The 17,436-nt window shown below is 48.0% G+C and carries 13 protein-coding genes; 10 read left to right on the top strand and 3 right to left on the bottom strand.

The genetic code is table 11. The features are described from left to right. Nucleotides 1-269 precede the first annotated feature (269 nt). The 8 genes from BW944_RS04100 (at nt 270) to BW944_RS04135 (ending at nt 12,268) form a co-directional block, all read left to right on the top strand. On the top strand, nt 270-1,331 hold the full coding sequence (locus BW944_RS04100; RefSeq protein ID WP_076557082.1) for a carbamoyl phosphate synthase small subunit: 1,062 nt from the start codon (nt 270-272) through the stop codon (nt 1,329-1,331). Beyond that, complete coding sequence (locus BW944_RS04105) at nt 1,324-4,311, top strand: carbamoyl phosphate synthase large subunit (RefSeq protein WP_076557083.1); 2,988 nt, start codon at nt 1,324-1,326, stop codon at nt 4,309-4,311. Before BW944_RS04100 ends, BW944_RS04105 begins: the two co-directional genes overlap by 8 nt. Beyond that, nucleotides 4,308-5,255 (top strand): ornithine carbamoyltransferase, encoded by a 948-nt coding sequence (gene argF, locus BW944_RS04110; protein ID WP_076557084.1) that lies wholly within the window; start codon nt 4,308-4,310, stop codon nt 5,253-5,255. Before BW944_RS04105 ends, argF begins: the two co-directional genes overlap by 4 nt. Nucleotides 5,256-5,749: 494 nt before the next feature. Then, on the top strand, nt 5,750-8,272 hold the full coding sequence (locus BW944_RS04115; protein ID WP_076557085.1) for a bifunctional 2',3'-cyclic-nucleotide 2'-phosphodiesterase/3'-nucleotidase: 2,523 nt from the start codon (nt 5,750-5,752) through the stop codon (nt 8,270-8,272). Between the two features lie 162 nt (nt 8,273-8,434). Beyond that, nucleotides 8,435-9,190 carry a CAP domain-containing protein gene (locus BW944_RS04120; protein ID WP_076557086.1) on the top strand — a complete coding sequence of 252 codons (756 nt, stop codon included), beginning with the start codon at nt 8,435-8,437 and terminating at the stop codon, nt 9,188-9,190. 104 nt (nt 9,191-9,294) lie between these two features. Continuing rightward, nucleotides 9,295-10,692 carry an amidase gene (locus BW944_RS04125; protein WP_076557087.1) on the top strand — a complete coding sequence of 466 codons (1,398 nt, stop codon included), beginning with the start codon at nt 9,295-9,297 and terminating at the stop codon, nt 10,690-10,692. Nucleotides 10,693-10,782: 90 nt separating this feature from the next. Continuing rightward, complete coding sequence (locus tag BW944_RS04130; protein WP_076557088.1) at nt 10,783-11,193, top strand: GntR family transcriptional regulator; 411 nt, start codon at nt 10,783-10,785, stop codon at nt 11,191-11,193. Then, complete coding sequence (locus BW944_RS04135; protein ID WP_076557089.1) at nt 11,174-12,268, top strand: DUF1648 domain-containing protein; 1,095 nt, start codon at nt 11,174-11,176, stop codon at nt 12,266-12,268. The genes BW944_RS04130 and BW944_RS04135 overlap by 20 nt, the downstream gene beginning before the upstream one ends. 40 nt (nt 12,269-12,308) lie before the next feature. Here the strand turns inward: BW944_RS04135 and BW944_RS04140 are convergent, their stop codons facing one another. Together BW944_RS04140 and BW944_RS04145 are read right to left on the bottom strand one after the other, a co-directional pair. Beyond that, nucleotides 12,309-12,929: a response regulator gene (locus BW944_RS04140; protein WP_076557090.1), complete on the bottom strand. Its 621-nt coding sequence runs from the start codon at nt 12,927-12,929 to the stop codon at nt 12,309-12,311. Beyond that, complete coding sequence (locus tag BW944_RS04145) at nt 12,910-14,241, bottom strand: sensor histidine kinase (protein WP_076557091.1); 1,332 nt, start codon at nt 14,239-14,241, stop codon at nt 12,910-12,912. Before BW944_RS04145 ends, BW944_RS04140 begins: the two co-directional genes overlap by 20 nt. A 184-nt stretch (nt 14,242-14,425) precedes the next feature. Here BW944_RS04145 and BW944_RS04150 point away from each other — a divergent pair, with 184 nt between their 5' ends. Both BW944_RS04150 and pabB read left to right on the top strand, forming a co-directional pair. Further along, a complete protein-coding gene (locus BW944_RS04150) occupies nt 14,426-15,037 on the top strand; it encodes an anthranilate synthase component II (protein WP_076557092.1) in 612 nt (203 codons plus the stop codon). Next, complete coding sequence (pabB, locus tag BW944_RS04155) at nt 15,015-16,715, top strand: aminodeoxychorismate synthase component I (protein WP_076557093.1); 1,701 nt, start codon at nt 15,015-15,017, stop codon at nt 16,713-16,715. Before BW944_RS04150 ends, pabB begins: the two co-directional genes overlap by 23 nt. A gap of 206 nt (nt 16,716-16,921) precedes the next feature. Here the strand turns inward: pabB and BW944_RS04160 are convergent, their stop codons facing one another. Beyond that, nucleotides 16,922-17,287: a DUF779 domain-containing protein gene (locus BW944_RS04160; protein ID WP_076557094.1), complete on the bottom strand. Its 366-nt coding sequence runs from the start codon at nt 17,285-17,287 to the stop codon at nt 16,922-16,924. Nucleotides 17,288-17,436 lie beyond the last annotated feature (149 nt).

A 17,436-nucleotide genomic window follows, 5' to 3' on the forward strand; every position in this document is an offset into this window, starting at 1 on the left:
TATGCCCGCTTTCATCGTTGTGTTCGAAATTCTCGCTGAATGTATGACCACGATGAAAATTCTTTTATATTGCGTTCGTACGTACCTGACTGTAGAAGAACCCGACGATTCATCTTTTTATGGTATTCGCTGGAAGATATCAGCAATGGATGCAACGAAATGGTTCTCCTTTTTTCGTTAGTCCAGTCTTGACAAATATCTTATTTGATAAGATAATAGCATAAATATTCATCGAATATAATAATTATGCACATAGATGGGGTGGTTATATGAAAGGTGTCATTCAGCTTGAAGACGGACAGTTTTTCGAAGGACATGCATCCGGTGAATGGGCGTCTCCGGTCGAGGGAGAGGTTGTTTTCTATACGGGAATGACCGGTTATCAGGAAGTCCTCACAGACCCTTCCTACCGTGGTCAGATCGTCGTTTTTACGTATCCTTTGATAGGTAATTACGGCGTTTCCGATAGCGGTAGTGAAAGCGAAAAACCGCAAGTGAAAGGGGCGATCATGTGGCAATGTTCAGATGAGGACAGTCACTACCAGGCGGATCAGTCTCTGGCTGCTTACATGGAAGAAATGGATATTCCATACTTAACGAATATCGATACGAGAGAGATTACGAAAGCGATTCGTACGAAAGGGACGTGTCGGGCGAGTATAGCGAATACGCCTTCCGCCCCTGCACCCTTAGAGGCTGCGGGGCAGGTTTTTGAAGTGAGCAAGGAAACAATAGAAGTTCACGGTGATGGAGGTACTCATCTCGTACTTATAGATTTCGGATGGAAGCAGTCGATTCTGGATAAATTGCTCGCCGGCGGAGCGAAAGTGACGACCGTTCCTTTCCGGAGTATTGCTGACATTCACGGAATGAAGCCGGATGGGATTGTTCTTTCGAACGGACCCGGGGATCCGAAAGATGTCACAGGTCACTTGGGAGAACTCAAAGCACTTCTCGACGAGTATCCGGCTTTCGGTATCTGTTATGGCCACCAGGTGATATCTCTCGCCTACGGAGCGGATACGGAAAAACTTCCTTTTGGTCATCGGGGGGCCAATCATCCGGTGAAAGATTTGAAGGACGGTCATGTATTCATAACGTCTCAGAATCACAACTACGTAGTGACCGGGGAGAGTCTCGAGGACACTCCGCTCGAAGCTCGTTTGGTCCATGTGAATGATGGATCTGTAGAAGGTGTGGTGCACAAAGAGAAACCGATTTTCAGCGCTCAGTTCCACCCGGAAGCGAATCCGGGACCTGAAGATGCTGAATGGATGATAGATGAATTTTTCACAATGGTGCAGAAGGTAGGGGTGACGACATATGTCTGAAAAAGTACTCGTGATCGGCTCTGGACCGATTATCATAGGGCAGGCGGCTGAATTCGACTACTCCGGGACTCAAGGATGCCTGGCACTGAAAGAGGAAGGGTACGAAGTCGTGCTTGTCAACAACAACCCGGCGACGATCATGACCGATCCTGAGATTGCGGATAGCGTTTACTGTGAGCCGCTCACAATCGAAAGTATCGAAACGATCATCCAGCAGGAGAAGCCGGACTCTCTGCTTGCGGGTCTCGGCGGACAGACGGCGTTGAATCTGGCAGTGGAGCTGCAGGGAGCAGGGATTCTGGATAAATATGATATGAAAGTGCTCGGAACATCCATCGACTCTATTCAAAAAGGAGAGGACCGGGAGCAGTTCCGTCAGGTGATGAATGATACGGATCAGCCTGTGGTGGAAAGTCAGGTCATTACAACACTTGATGCTGCCCGGTCTTTCGCGGCTCATATCGGTTTTCCTGTCATCAGTCGCCCTGCGTATACCCTCGGTGGGCGCGGAGGCGGTGTCGCCTACAATGAAGACGATCTCGAAATACTGATGAAGGATGGACTGAAAGCGAGCCCCATCTCCCAGGTTATTTTGGAAAAAAGTATAGCAGGGTTCAAGGAAATCGAATATGAAGTGATGCGGGACAAAGACGGCATATGTATCTCGGTCTGTAATATGGAAAACATCGATCCGGTCGGGGTTCATACGGGGGATTCGATTGTCACAGCCCCTTCGCAGACGCTGACGGATAAAGAATATCAGATGCTCCGGACCTCGGCTCTTACGATCGTCGACAGTCTGGAAGTAATCGGTGGCTGTAACGTACAATTCGCTCTCGATCCGAACAGCCGGCAATACTATGTCATCGAAGTCAATCCTCGGGTCAGCCGCTCCTCGGCTCTCGCTTCGAAAGCGACGGGCTATCCGATTGCCAAAATGGCTGCAAAGCTAGCTCTCGGATATCGGCTGGATGAACTGATGAACCCTCTTACAGGTTACACGTACGCAAGCTTCGAACCCACGCTTGATTACGTCGTCGTCAAATTCCCGCGCTGGCCTTTTGATAAGTTCAAAGACGCCAATCGTACACTCGGGACGAAAATGAAAGCTACAGGAGAAGTCATGGCGATTGAACGTACACTTGAAGCGGCCTTCCAGAAAGCGATCGACTCATTGGACCAGACGTTGCCGACCTTCGCGGCGATTAATGATGCCTGGGAGCATATCGAAGCTCCGACCGATGCAAGATTTTTTGCGATTCTTGACTTGCTGCGTCAGGGAACCTCGATGGAAAAGATTTTTGATGCGACCGGAATCGATCCGTTTTTCCTTCATACCTTCAGTCGTATGATCGACTGGGAGAAACGTCTAGCTGGTGATACTTCGGTGGTAACAGTGAAGCAGGCGAAACTCTATGGAGTCTCGGATACGAAACTTGCCGAAGTGACCGGGATCCCGGTGGAAGAGTGGGCGTCGTTCAGAGCTACTCACGATATAACCCCTTCTTATAAAATCGTCGATACGTGTGCCGGGGAATTCGAAGCCGAAACGAATTATGTCTACAGCACGTACGCAGGGGTCACGGAAATAGAACCTCTGAAAGCGGAGAAGAAAGCGTTGATCATCGGTGCGGGGCCGATTCGTATCGGTCAGGGCGTAGAGTTCGACTACAGCGCGGTCAAAGCTATCGAAAGTCTTCAGAAACAAGGATATACGACGGTGATGATTAATAATAACCCGGAAACCGTCAGCACTGACTATGAAACGGCCGACCGGCTATATTTCGAACCCTTGAAACTCGAGAATATTCTCGATATCGCTGCCTTTGAACAAGTGGATATCGTTTTCACCTCTTTTGGCGGTCAGACGGCCCTGAACGTGACGGAATCTATCGAAAACCACGGCTACAAAGTCGCCGGTGTACCTGCTTCCGTAATCGAGAAGCTTGAAGATCGTGAAGCTTTCTATGATCTGTTGCAGAGCATCGATGTTCCTCATATCCCGGGGGAAATGTGCCATTCTGCGCAAGAAGCGAGACAGGCCGCCGATTCATATCAGTACCCGCTTCTCTGTCGTCCTTCTTACGTCATCGGAGGTCAGGGGATGGTAGTGATCCATTCGAAAGGAGAACTCGAAGCGGCTCTAGAGGAAACGGAAGCGAAGCACTATCCGCTTGTGATGGATCAGTTCATCACCGGGGAAGAAATCGAAGTGGAACTTGTCAGCAATGGTGAAGAGGTCTTCATCCCCGGCCTCATGGCTCACATCGAAGAGGCGGGCGTCCATTCCGGAGACAGTATGGCTGTATTCCCGGCTGAAGTGGATGAAGGCATCAGTGGACAGATAGAAAAGTACGCGGAAAAGATTGCGACTCATGTAAATTACAAAGGAATCATGAACATCCAATTTCTTGTGAGCGGGGAGGAGGTCTTTGTACTGGAAGTGAACCCTCGTTCAAGCCGTACAGTTCCGATTGTCAGCAAGACAGCTGCTGTACCATTGATCGACTGGGCCGTGCAGGCGATGATCGATGAAACGATGACCTTTCCGGCAGCGAAGCCGCACATACCTTATATTGCGGTGAAGTTTCCCGTGTTCTCCTCCCATACCCTGGCGGAACTCGATCACAAGCTTGGCGCGAATATGATGTCGACAGGAGAAGGGATGTATCTCGGGAAAACGAAAGAACAGGCGCTGGCGAAAGTGTTTGAGCATCTCCCTTATCCGGATGATCCGGCGAGTTTTGATGAGGAGAAGGATGAGGATTTCGACACGTGGCTAACCTCGAAATCCGCCACCGTCTATCATAACGAGGCGGAAACGGAAGAAGCGAAACGAAAGCGCATCGAGGCTTTGAAAGCGGGGATCACCATTTTCAGTAACAAAGCCACCTATCAGGCGTATAAAGATAGCATGGAGCATCGTAATAAAGAAAGGATTGCCCTTGTGCAACCTGTGAAAGACGGGGTGAAAGTATGAGTGTGGAAATAGAACCGAGACAGGGAAAGATTTCTTTCCAGGGGAGACACTTGCTGACCTGGAAAGATTACAAAAGAGAAGAGATTGTTCATCTGCTGGAGAGAGCAGTGGAATTGAAACAGAAGCCCTATTCAGAAGCATTGGCACAGAAAACCCTGGCGATGATATTCGAAAAATCATCCACCCGTACGCGCGTCTCTTTTGAAGTAGGGATGACGCAGCTCGGTGGGACGGCTATCAACCTGAACAGCCGGGACATGCAGCTCGGACGCGGAGAGACGATTGCTGACACAGCCCAGGTGCTGTCGAGATATGTGGACGGAATCATGATCCGGACAGATTCTCATCAGAAACTACAGGAACTGGCTGCGAACGGAAACGTACCTGTCATCAGTGGACTGTGCGACATTTATCATCCATGCCAGGCACTCGCGGACATGCTTACCATCTATGAGCAGAAAGAAAAACTTTCCGGCGTGAAGCTTGTTTATACAGGAGATGGCAACAACGTCGCCCATTCCCTCATGATAATCGGCGCGATTCTCGGACTAGAAGTCGTAGTCGCTTCCCCTCCGGGCTATGAACCGCTGGGATTCGTGACGGAAAATGCCCGGGAGCTTGCGGAGACGAACGGTGGGAGTGTAACTATTACAGCTGATGTGGAAAAAGCCGCAGAAGACGCCGATGTGCTGTACGCTGACGTCTGGACGAGCATGGGCCAGGAAGCGGAAGAAGCAGAAAGGAAAAAAGCTCTTTTCCCTTATCAGGTAAATCAGAACCTCGTGGATATAGCGAAACCGGACGTGAGTGTGCTTCATTGTCTGCCGGCTCACCGGGAAGAGGAGATTACCGCGGAAGTGATCGATGGTCCGAATTCTGTCGTTTTCGATCAGGCCGAAAATCGTCTGCACGTCCAAAAAGCGATTATGGAAGCCTTGCTTTAAGCTCTGTTATCGTTCCTTGTGGATATTCATAACTGCGGGTGGAAGCTTGCCGCGGGCATGGCGGAAACTTCCCGTTTCTCCCTCTGGTCGATACGGGTGATTTTCCTTCCATGCTCGTTCCGCAGGCGTCCCCACCTTCCGTTCCTATCATCAACAATAGGCTTTAATAGAGCTATTCTTTTATGAAAAGCATATAAAAAAAGCATCAGACAAAACGAATAACAATGATCAATAACCGAACATTCGAGACGATGCCCATTATTTTGTAAAGAACAACACAGAGAATCCGGCGGGTAAAGCATGTGCTGAAAACTCCATGACCAGGCGATCTGCTTGATCATGGTGGCTTGAGGCCGTGCCCGCGGAAAGCGATGTGTTGTTTTTTTAGTTTTGTCCTGGTGTAGGAACGAATTGTTTTTTTGGTATTCACTTATCTGTCATATTTGATATAATGTAACTGTGTTTTTTGAAAGCGAATTCAAAGAGGAGGGGACATGTTGAAAAAAACCGGATGGTTAAGTATCGGCGCACTTGTTCTCGGGGTGGTTCTCCCCGGCACAGGAGTGGCGGCTCAAGAAGATGGGGATGAAGTGGACTTACGGATTATGGAGACGACGGATATCCACAGTAACGTCATGAACTTCGATTACTTCAGTGGAACGACTGATGATACAGTCGGTCTTGTAAAAGTCGCAAGTTTGATTGAAGATGCTCAGGCAGAGCAGGAGAACAATGTACTTATTGATAACGGAGACCTGATTCAAGGGAACCCACTGGCCGATCATATTCATAACAACGGTGTTCTTGATGAAGAAGGAAACATACACCCGGTTTATAAAGCCATGAATCTTCTGGATTATGACGCGGGGAACTATGGGAACCATGAGTTCAACTATGGACTCGATTACTTAAGCCAGGCGACGGAAGGGTCGGACTTCCCTTATGTGAACGCCAACGTCTATAAAGCGGATGACGATGACGATCCGACCAATAACGAAAATTATTTCGACCCTTATGTTCTCGTTGATAAAGAAGTGACGGACGAAGACGGAGATACTCATACGATCCAAGTGGGGATTATCGGATTCACGCCTCCACAGATCATGCAGTGGGATAAGGATAAGCTTGAAGGGAAAGTCGAGACCCGTGACCTGAAGGAAACAGCTGAAAAATTCATTCCTCAGATGAAAGAAGACGGGGCCGATGTCATCGTAGGGGTTCCGCATTCAGGACTCGGTAATACTGAAGACTACATCAAAGGTGCGGAAAACCAGACGTATCAGCTTACGACCGTCGACGGTTTTGATGCGCTTCTTTTCGGACACTCGCATCAGGCATTTCCTAGTGATGACTATGCAGGGCTCGATGGAACAGCCGGTGTCGATCTTGAAAAGGGAACAATCAATGGAGTCGCTGTCGCTCAGGCCGGCTTTTGGGGGTCGCACCTCGGTGTGGTAGACCTGTCGCTTGAATATAAGGACGGGGAATGGGCAGTGACGGATCAGCAATCTGAAACCCGTGCCATTTATGATTCGGAGAACGGAGAGTCTCTCGCAGAGAACCATGAAGGCGTCGAGGATGCTGTTGAAGAAGATCATGAAGCGACACAGGATTACGTGCAAACACCGGTCGGAGAAACGGAAGTACCGCTTTACAGCTATTTCTCCCAGGTACTCGATGATCCGACCGTACAGATTGTAAACGACGCACAGAAACAATATGTAGAAAAGTATGTACAGGGAACGGCGAATGACGATCTTCCTGTACTATCTGCTGCTGCTCCGTTCAAAGCCGGTCGTGACGGAGTGAGTGACTTCACGGATATCGAAGCGGGAGGATTGAATATCAGTGATACCACTTCCCTGTATAAATACCCGAACACGGTACGCGCCGTGAAGATAGACGGGGCTCAGGTCATCGAATGGCTGGAGTGGAGCGCAGGACAGTTCAATCAGATCGACCCGGATGAAGAAGGTCCTCAACAGCTCGTAAAAGCGAATACGAGTACGGAACCAGGGTTTCCAAGCTATAACTTCGATGTGATCGACGGTATCACCTATGAAATTGATGTTACAGAACCGGCACGTTATGACAATGACGGAGAACAAATCAATGATAGCCATCGTATCAAAAATGTGCAATACGAAGGAGAAGCGATCGATCCGGATCAGGAGTTTCTGGTAGCGACGAACAATTACCGCGCCAATATGAAATTCGCTAATCCGGACGGAGACAATATCGTCATAGAATCTCCGGATGAGAACAGACAGGTGCTGGTCGACTATATCCAAAGCAACGACAGCATTAACCCTCAGGCGGATCAGAACTGGTCGTTCGCTCCCGTGGAAGGCGATCCGACGCTGACATTCACTTCTGCTCCGGGAGGACAGAAATACGCGGAAAACATTGAAGAAATCACTTACCAGGAAACGAGAGCGGATGGTTTTGCGACGTATCAGTTCGATATGCCGGAACAACAAGCTTCGGAATCGTTCGAAGATGTGCCGGAGGATCACCATTTCGCCCCTTACATTTACCCGCTGACAGACCTCGGGGTGATTGAAGGGTATAGCAAGTCGGAATTCCGTCCGGATGAAGAAGTATCCCGTGCCCAATTCGCTGCATTTATAGCACGTGCGCTCGACCTTGAAGCGGATGGAGAACTTCCATTTACGGACGTAAGTGATCGTTTCAGTAAAGAGATTACTGCAGTGCACGAAGCGGGGATAGCGAATGGATATTCAGAAACATCCTTCAAACCGGAAAGAAATATTACGAGAGAACAGATGACGACGATGTTGATGAGAGCATATAATGTTTACCACGATGAGGATTATGAAGCGGAGGGCGATCATGTTTTCAAAGATGAAAATCATATCCGTGGAGAATTCGACCCGTATATCAATGCTGCTTATGAACTCGAACTGATCGAAGGTCAAAAAGGTAATATGTTCCGTCCGAAAGACGATGCGAACCGTGAGGAAGCTGCCAAAGTCATTTACCAGATGATTCAGTGACTTTTCGGATATTCTGAAAAATAACGTGAACGAAAAAGCCTGGGGCATATACCCGGGCTTTTTTCTATCAATTGGAAAGTATGTGAGTCTATTAGGCAATTCGACTCTTGTCGGAAGTTTCAGAATATGGGATTCTATAGGTAAAGCAGGAGGGCGGTCGGGATGCAAAAATACTGGGCGAGTGCATTGTTTTTATTGCTTTTGGGAGTGTTGAACCCTGCTCAGGCAGAATCGGAAGTGTGGCCGGAAAAGCAGGTGCCGGTCGACAAACCATGGACGATTGAATTCAGTACAAGCATGGACGAGGAAATGCTGGAGAGTAACAGCTACATTGGTATCAGGAAGGAAGACGGGACATTTCATCCTGTGGAACGTTTTATCTCGGAGGCCACCCTCCGGATAGAACCGAAAACGTTTTATGAGAGTGGCGAAATGTATGAACTGGTGATCTCTCCTCAACTGCAGTCGGAAACGAGTCAGGTCATCAGTACCGGCGTCGTTCAAACATTCACTGCCGCGGATGGAATCTCCGAATTTGAGCAGAGAGTGGTTGAGCTTACAAATGTGGAACGGGAAAAGTACGGACTCGCCCCACTGGAGCTGAACGAAGAGCTGAGCCGCGTAGCTGAAGAAAAGTCTCGCGATATGGAGGAGAATCGTTACTTTGCGCATCAGTCCCCGACGTATGGGTCACCGTTTACTATGATGAATGACTTCGGGTTTGATTACCGATTCGCCGGAGAGAACATCGCCGCCGGGCAGGTCACCCCGGAGGAAGTCGTGAATGCCTGGATGAACAGTGAAGGACATAGGGAAAATATATTAACTGCAGCTTATGAAGAGATCGGTATCGGCTATGTGGATAGTGATGGTGCATACGTAACGTATTGGACCCAGATGTTCTATACAGCGAAGTAGTCACACAGACGATGAAAAGGGCACAGCCGAACTGCTGCCTCCTCTTTTGAGGGAGCGGGAAGGCGTTGTCCTGTTCTTTTTCGTGAGGAAAGGAGTGCGTCTAAATGTACATAAAAGAATTGACGGAAAAAGATGGGCTGGATCAGGTGCGAATGATCAAAGAAGGAGAACTCTCCAAGGAAGAAGTGTTGAACCACTACAAAGCTGTGCAAAGATGGAAGAATCCTGCGTTGAACGCTATTGTGCATGAAGTGGAACATGCCGATTATAACGATGCCGGTTTCTTTTCAGGTCTGCCTTTTCTAATCAAAGATCTGAATGCGGTCAAAGGGGCTCCTTTGACATATGGCTCAAAAGTGATGGAGGGTTTCATCGCACCTGTGGACGAAGAAATCGTACGCCGGTACAAACAGGCAGGCCTTCGTATCACAGGAAAAACGAATACTCCGGAATTCGGCTTCACTCCAGCTACGGAGTCTCAGTTTCTTGGAGAGACTTTGAATCCGTGGGATAGAGAACGCTCGCCTGGTGGGTCCAGTGGTGGGGCGGCAGTTGCCGTCGCGACGGGCATGGCTCCGTTCGCACATGGAAGTGACGGAGGCGGTTCGATCCGGATTCCAGCATCGAATACCGGAACTTTCGGGTTCAAACCGACGCGGGGTCGCTCCCCTTTGACGATGTATCTGAACAGTCTGTCTGTTCATCATGCGGTTACGACTTCCGTTCGTGACAGTGCTGCATTGCTGGATGCGATCGAAGGCCCGGTGCCGGGGACAGGGTACGGCTTCCCCTCTAAATCCAGCCCGTTTCTTGAGAAATCCGCTGAAAATCCGGGAAAGCTCAGAATCGCTTACGCTCCGCGTGTGAACGGAACGATCGCTATAGAAGATGACGTTCAGCAAGTCGTTCGTGATGCAGCCGAAAAATGTGAGGCACTCGGACATGACGTGGAGGAAGTGTATCCCGAGTTCGACCATGACGGGATGATGGAAGCCTATATCTATTTATGGGTGATCGGTGGAGCATTGAGCGTGGACAAAGCTGCCGCCGCTAATGAAAAAACAGCCCAGGCTCCTGACATAGAAACGATGCTCTATACCCTGAAGGAAAAAGCCGCAGGGTACAGCGCTCTTGACTACGAACGAGCACGCGAGAAGGTATTTCTGGAAACGCAGAAGCTCGATCGTTTTTTTGAGACGTATGATATTCTTCTCCACCCGGTCAACCACACGAAGTCTCTCCCGCTCGGTTGTTATAATGGGGAGGAGAAGACCATCGATGAAATATTGGCTGTATCCGAAATATACGCATACCTTACGCCGATCGCAAATATGACCGGTCAGCCGGCGATGAGTGTACCGACGTACTGGACGGAAGGGAATTTGCCTATCGGCTCCCATTTCACAGCACGATACGGCAGGGACAACGTGCTTTTTCAACTCGCTCGACAGCTGGAAAAGGCATACCCGTGGCGACAAAAATATAGAGAAATACGTATGTAAAAGCACTGTAGCTCGCTACGGTGCTTTTTCTTGTCTTTTTCATATAACTGTTATATTATATATATAACAAGAAAAAGGGAGGTGAAGGAGATGATCATTCATATCAATCTGGAATCGAAATACCCTATTTACACTCAAGTAAGAAACCAGATTATCGAAGGCATCGCTCTCGGAGAGCTCAAATCCGGAGAACGCTTGCCTTCGGTCCGGGGTATGGCCTCTGATCTCGGAATCAATCTCCACACCGTGAACAAAGGATATAAACAACTTGAAAAAGAGGGGTTTCTTCAGATCCATAGGCAAAGAGGTGTCATCGTCGCTCCGGAAGAACATAGAAAAGCGGACGATTTCTACCGGGAAGATTCGGGTCACCAGGTGAAAATGGTAGTAGCGGAAGCCATTTGCCGTGGAGTTTCGGAAGAGGAAGTGACTCGATTGATCAAGGAGACATACCAAACGTTCGAAAAAGGAGGGGACACCGATGGAAACAGCAGTCATTAGTATGGTCTTGATCCCTGTTTACGTATCCCTTATTTTCATCCCTTATTGGACACGCAGAACAGAGAGTTTCGGAGTCTCGATTCCGGAACGTGTATATAAAGATGAACGGTTGTTGAACATGAGAAAAGCATATGCGATAAGGACGGGGATTCTGAGTATTCTGCACTGGGTGTTCGTCGTTTTTCTCATGGGGAGGATGGAAGTATCCGAGGAGGCGTGGAGTATCTGGTTCACCGTACTGCTTTTCGGCTTTCTGATCGTGGCGTTTTTCTTATACTATATGTTCCACAGACGGATGAAGGAACTGAAAACACAAGAAAATTGGATGAAGGATACCCAGACAGTAACAGCGGATCTTTCCTTCCGAGATCGCAAACTTACGTATTCCTCGTGGTGGTTTCTTGTCCCTTTCCTCATATCAGCAGCGACGGTTCTATTCACCATCCGGATGTATTCTTCCATGCCTGCGGAGCTGCCGATGCAATATGGGTTGGACAGAGAGGTGACGCAGTGGGCGGAGAAATCCTACCGTTCGGCCCTTATGCTACCTATTGTACAGTTATATATGACGGGCATTTTCTTCTTCGTCCATATGGTGATTGGCCGGGCGAAACAGCAGACGAGTGCTGAAAATCCGGAGAAATCTCTTCAGCAGCAAGTAATCTTTCGCCGGCGTTGGTCGCTATTCACGATCGTATCTTCCGTAATTCTCACTCTTGTCTTCGTAGTTCCTCAAGTGTCATTCGTGTATGATCTGCCTGTGACTTTCATGATGATCGTTCCTTTCCTAGCGGCCCTCATCATCGTTGTCGGCGCTATCGTCCTCAGCGCAACCACAGGTCAGGGAGGAAGTCGTGTTACCAACGTCTCCGGAAAAAATGAAGAAATCCTCGACAGGGACGACGATCAGTACTGGAAGCTCGGCCAGATTTATTTTAACCCGAACGATCCTTCCATTTTTCTTGAAAAACGCTTCGGTGTCGGATGGACGGTAAACTTTGCGAGGCCTATGTCCTGGGTGTTTTTACTGGGTATCATCGGAATAGCGATTTTACTTCCTGTACTGTTGGGATAAACGAACTCTCAAAAATAGCCGGAAAGGTATCCCTTTTCGGCTATTTCGTGTACCATTTATACAATTTTTTCGGTCTGCCTATTTTTTGGTGGCTGATCACCTGCTTTACCTGCCCCTCTTCAAGCAGATGCATCAGGTAGCGATAGACAGTAGGATAAGCGAGTCCGATATTTTTGGAAATGATATCTACAGATACCGGCTCCTCCTCTTTCTTCAAATGGTCGGCGATGATTTGAAGAGTGTTCTTACTGATGCCTTTGGCTGTATAGACTTCTTCACTTTCTTCATGAGCCGAACGCATATTTGCAAGCTGCACGTGCAGTTGGACGCGTGAAATCAGGTCAGGTGCTTTGACCGGTTTCAGAGCGAAATCTGTAGCCCCTTCTTCGAGAAAACGGTCTGCCACTTCCTGACGTTCATCTACAGTGAGAACAAGGATAGGGATTTGCTGGTTTTGTTTGCGGATTTCCTTCACTGTCTGAAGACCATCCATTTCAGGCATATGATAATCAACGAGGATCACATCGAATTCTCCGTGCCGGAACTTCTCCACACCCTCCCGACCGTTGATTGCTGTGTCCGATTCCCAGCCGGCGTGGTTGCAGAATTCGGTAAGCATATAACGCAAAGATTCATCATTATCAATAATCAGTATGTTCATAGCGTGTTCTCTCCTTCGGGAAATGTATCCAGAATGTCGTGCCGCTTCCTGGCTCACTTTCGATATCGAGGGAGGCCCCGTGCTCTTCGATTACGTTTTTCACAAAAGACAGGCCGACGCCGGGGTGGTCTTTCGTGCTGAAACCGGCAGTCCAGATTTTTTGGATATCTCTATTGCTGATACCGGGACCATTGTCTTCAATCCCGATCCATATACCAGAATCTGCTTCCGTTCGTATGAGCACTTGGGCATCCTCCTGACCTTCTACCGCATCTCCGGCGTTATCGATCAGATTGACGATAGCCCGGGTCATGCGTATTTTATTAATATAAATTTCAATATCACTTGGAGCCTGGAGATCGAATTGATAAATGGTAGAGGATTCCGATAACTTATTCTGTCGTACGTATTCAATCAGCGTGTGTAAGGAACACCAATTTTTCTTTTCATCATATAGAATTTCGGAGACCATGTCACTCGTTGCGCGTATAGAATCAGATATTTTTTCTGTATACGTCTTTATATCAGGGTCTTTCGTTTTCATCTGGATAAGTGAATTCAATCCCTCCATCAGGGATAAGGGAGTTTTAAGGTCATGGACGAGATGTAAAGCTTCCCGGCCGCTTCTCGCTTCTACCATCTGAAGGCGGGCGGATTCCAGGTCTTTGCGCATTTTCCACTTCTGTTCGACGACTGTTAAATAGACGGCAAACACGAGGGCGTGTACAATGAAAACAGCCGAAAACAGCAGACTGTAGATGGAAAGGGTCTGATCGAATCCGATGGTGACTGCCGTATTTTTGACGAAGGAGGAAACTTCCCCTCCGCCGAAACCGAATGGAGTCAAAGCAGGGACCGTATCCAGCCACTGATACCCGAACAGCAACTGGGTAAAGACGAAGGACATGAACAATGGACGCATGTTCTGTCTTCCGAAAAGTTGCAGGAACACAATAGACAACAGTAAAAGAATGGCGGGTCCGCCGAAATGATAATTCATGGAGTGATAGGTGTTGATCAACAGGTAGACCATGGGGATGATGATGATCGGGACCGCTATTTTCAAGACCGGTTTATTATATTTTCTCCCAAGAGCATCACCAAGCAGGAGTGCTCCAAGGTAATGTGGAAGTGCTCGTAATGTGTTAAGAAAAACAAGGACGAGTGCTGTCAGCATGAGCGTACTTCCGTCCGGTTCATTCTCGAGTTGCTCGAGCATCCTTTCCAGTCCTACATGTTCAAGGTCGAACCACAGCGGGAAAAAGATGCCTATAATAATGAGTGATATGGGAATCCAGAAACGTTTTTTCATGCACAGGCTCCTTTCCCTGTAAGGGTACTTAAACTTGCAGCGTCCAGAAATTCATGTCACAAGCAGCACCGATCAGAGAAAGAAAAGGACGCCTTTCGTCTGCCCGGTCTGCTTATACCAGTATTTCTAAACGGACGCTTACGCTTTTCTTTTAATTATAACTTTGATGGAGAGGGGTTGCCATATGATATTAATTATTGATAATTATGATTCTTTCACTTTCAATCTGTATCAGGCTTTCCGCGAGCTGGAGGAGGAAGTGTCGGTAATTCGTAATGATAAAATAACAGCTAAGGATATCGCTGAACTCGCACCTTCACTTATCGTAATTTCTCCTGGGCCCGGGACCCCTAAGGCGGCGGGGGTCTGTCTTGATGTAGTGGAAATGTGGAAAGGAGTCATACCGATATTCGGTGTCTGCCTGGGGCAAGAGGTGATTGTGGAAGCTCTCGGAGGAAGAGTGGAACGGTCGCCGCGACCAATGCATGGGAAGCAGTCCATAATTAAAACGGACCAACGTACTGTTTTCTCGACACTACCTCCTGAGTTTTCGGTCACACGTTATCATTCACTCTGCACCCCTGCCCGGCATCTGTCTCAGGAATTCGAAGTGAGCGCAATAAGTGAAGATGGTGTCGTCATGGGAGTGCGTCACATAAAAGATCCGTTGGAGGCCGTGCAATTCCACCCGGAAGCTATTTTGACGGAACATGGAAAAGAAGTGCTTCGTCAGTCTTACATACAGGCGCTGAACTGGAAAGGTGGGAAAGTTTATGCATCTCCATTTTCGTTTTGAAGGGAAATCACTGGTATTCCGCGATCCGGAAGCTATCATTGAAGCCGATACGATAAAAGAAGTGAACAACGCTTTCACTGAGATCGAACGATGGTTAGACTCGGGGTATTACCTCGCGGGTTATGTAGCATATGAAGCCGCTCCGGCTTTTGACCCGGCATTTCAGGTCCGTGATCCGAGGGGGCCGCTTCTATGGTTCGGTGTGTTTCGGCACCCTGAGCATGATGCAGATAAGAACACGGGGCGTTACGAGATTTCCGAATGGGAGCTTGATGCAGGGTACCAAACCTACCGGGATGGTATAGGAAAAATCAAAGAAGCCATCGGAAGAGGTGATACCTACCAGGTCAACTATACAGCCAGATGGAAAGCGGATTTTAAAGGAGACCCCTATGCGTTCTTCGAAAAACTGGCCCGTGGTCAGCAAGGGCAGTACAGCGCCTATCTGGAAACCGGAACAAGTGCTATTTTGTCGGCTTCTCCCGAGCTTTTTTTCAAAAAAGAAAAGTCATTACTTACCACACGTCCGATGAAAGGAACAGCTGCGAGAGGGAGAACATTTGAAGAAGATGAAAGGAACAAGGCGGAGCTTTTCTCCTCGGAAAAAGAACGGGCAGAGAATGTTATGATTGTGGATTTATTAAGAAATGATATCGGTCGAGTTGCTGAAAAAGTACGTGTCCCTCATCTTTTTTCTATTGAAACGTATCCCACTGTTCATCAGTTGACTTCGACTGTGGAGGGAGATATAGATGTAAATACTTCATTGTGGGAGTTATTCAGAGCCTTGTTCCCATGCGGATCAATCACCGGTGCTCCTAAAGTGAAGACGATGGAATACATTAAATCGCTCGAAGAAACACCGAGGGATGTATACTGCGGAGCCATCGGATATATCACGCCGGAAAGGGATATGGTATTCAATGTTCCGATCAGAACGGTGAAAATTGAAGACGGGGAAGCTGTGTATGGTTCTGGGGGAGGTATTACCTGGGATTCCGGCTCTTATTCGGAATACGAGGAAATGAAAATTAAAGCGAAACTGCTGGATACAGAGTGGCCGGTCTTTCATCTTCTGGAGACGATGAAAGCGGAAAATGGAAGTATCCCGCAATTAGACAGACATATGAAGCGACTTGAACAATCAGCCGCTTACTTTTCCTATCCTTTTGATGAAACGAAGATCCACTGTGAGCTTAAGCGTGTGACTGGAGGTTCTGAAATAGAGAAGGTACGCCTTCTTCTTTCGGAAGAAGGGGAGGTCCATGCAGAAGCTGAAGCATATGAGGATATTGAAAAAACATACCGGGCTTTTCTTGCTGCTACCCCGATAGATAAAAAAGATCTCTTCTATTATCATAAGACGACGAATCGCGCCATTTATGATAGGCGAGCAAAAGAAGGAGCGGACACGGTCCTGCTATGGAACGAAAATCGGGAACTTACGGAGTTCACTTTTGCGAATCTGGTCGTGAAAAAAGCCGGAAACTACTTTACTCCTCCGGTAGAAAGCGGCTTGCTCGCAGGGGTGAAAAGACAGGAACTGGTAGAGAAGGGGTCAGTACAGGAACAGACGCTTTATGTGGATGAGCTTCCTCAATTCGAAGAGATATGGATGGTGAACGGTCTGCGTGGATGGATAAGAGTCGAAATATTGGAAGAGAACGATGAAAATTGAAAAAAGCCGGGGGGATCCCGGCTTTTTGTAAGGTTGAATAGTAAGGTTCGTTTTGAGTGGGAGTGGGTTTAGAACGGACTTTTCCGCATTTCTTTGTCTAGTTTCACCATCCAGAAATTCATGTCATAAGTAGCCTGGATCAGAGAAAGGGAAGAGCGCCTTTCATCTGACCGGTCTACTTATGCCAGTATTTCTAAGCGGGATGGCTACACTTTCCGCGTATTCAATTCGTCGTTTTCTTCTTTAGTGAAGGCGCGGGAACGAGTCAGGAAGCGTTTGCCTTCGACCCCTTCGAGAGAAAACATACCTCCGCGTCCTTCTACGACATCGATGATCAGCTGGGTGTGCTTCCAGTATTCAAACTGTTTTTTGTGAATATAGAACGGAACACCTGCGATTTCACCGATTTTAAGATCCTGGGCTCCAACCATAAGGTCGCCTTCCGGATAACACATTGGAGAGCTTCCGTCACAGCAGCCGCCGGATTGATGGAACATGAGGTTTCCATGTTTCTCTTTCAGGCTGTCAATAAGCGCGATTGCTTCTTCTGTAGCTGTAACTCGTTCAGCCATTGATATTCATCCTTTCTAAGCGGAGGTTTTCCGCTTTTGATGTCTAGCTTTAAAGTTGAAAACTCTGTAACATAAGTGGTCCGCTCTGTTGCGGGAAAAGTCCTGCGAAGACGGAAGCGACCACTTATGTAAGTAATTCTCACCGTAGC

This window comes from Salimicrobium flavidum, from assembly GCF_900156645.1.
Taxonomy (GTDB): Bacteria; Bacillota; Bacilli; order Bacillales; family Halobacillaceae; genus Salimicrobium; species Salimicrobium flavidum.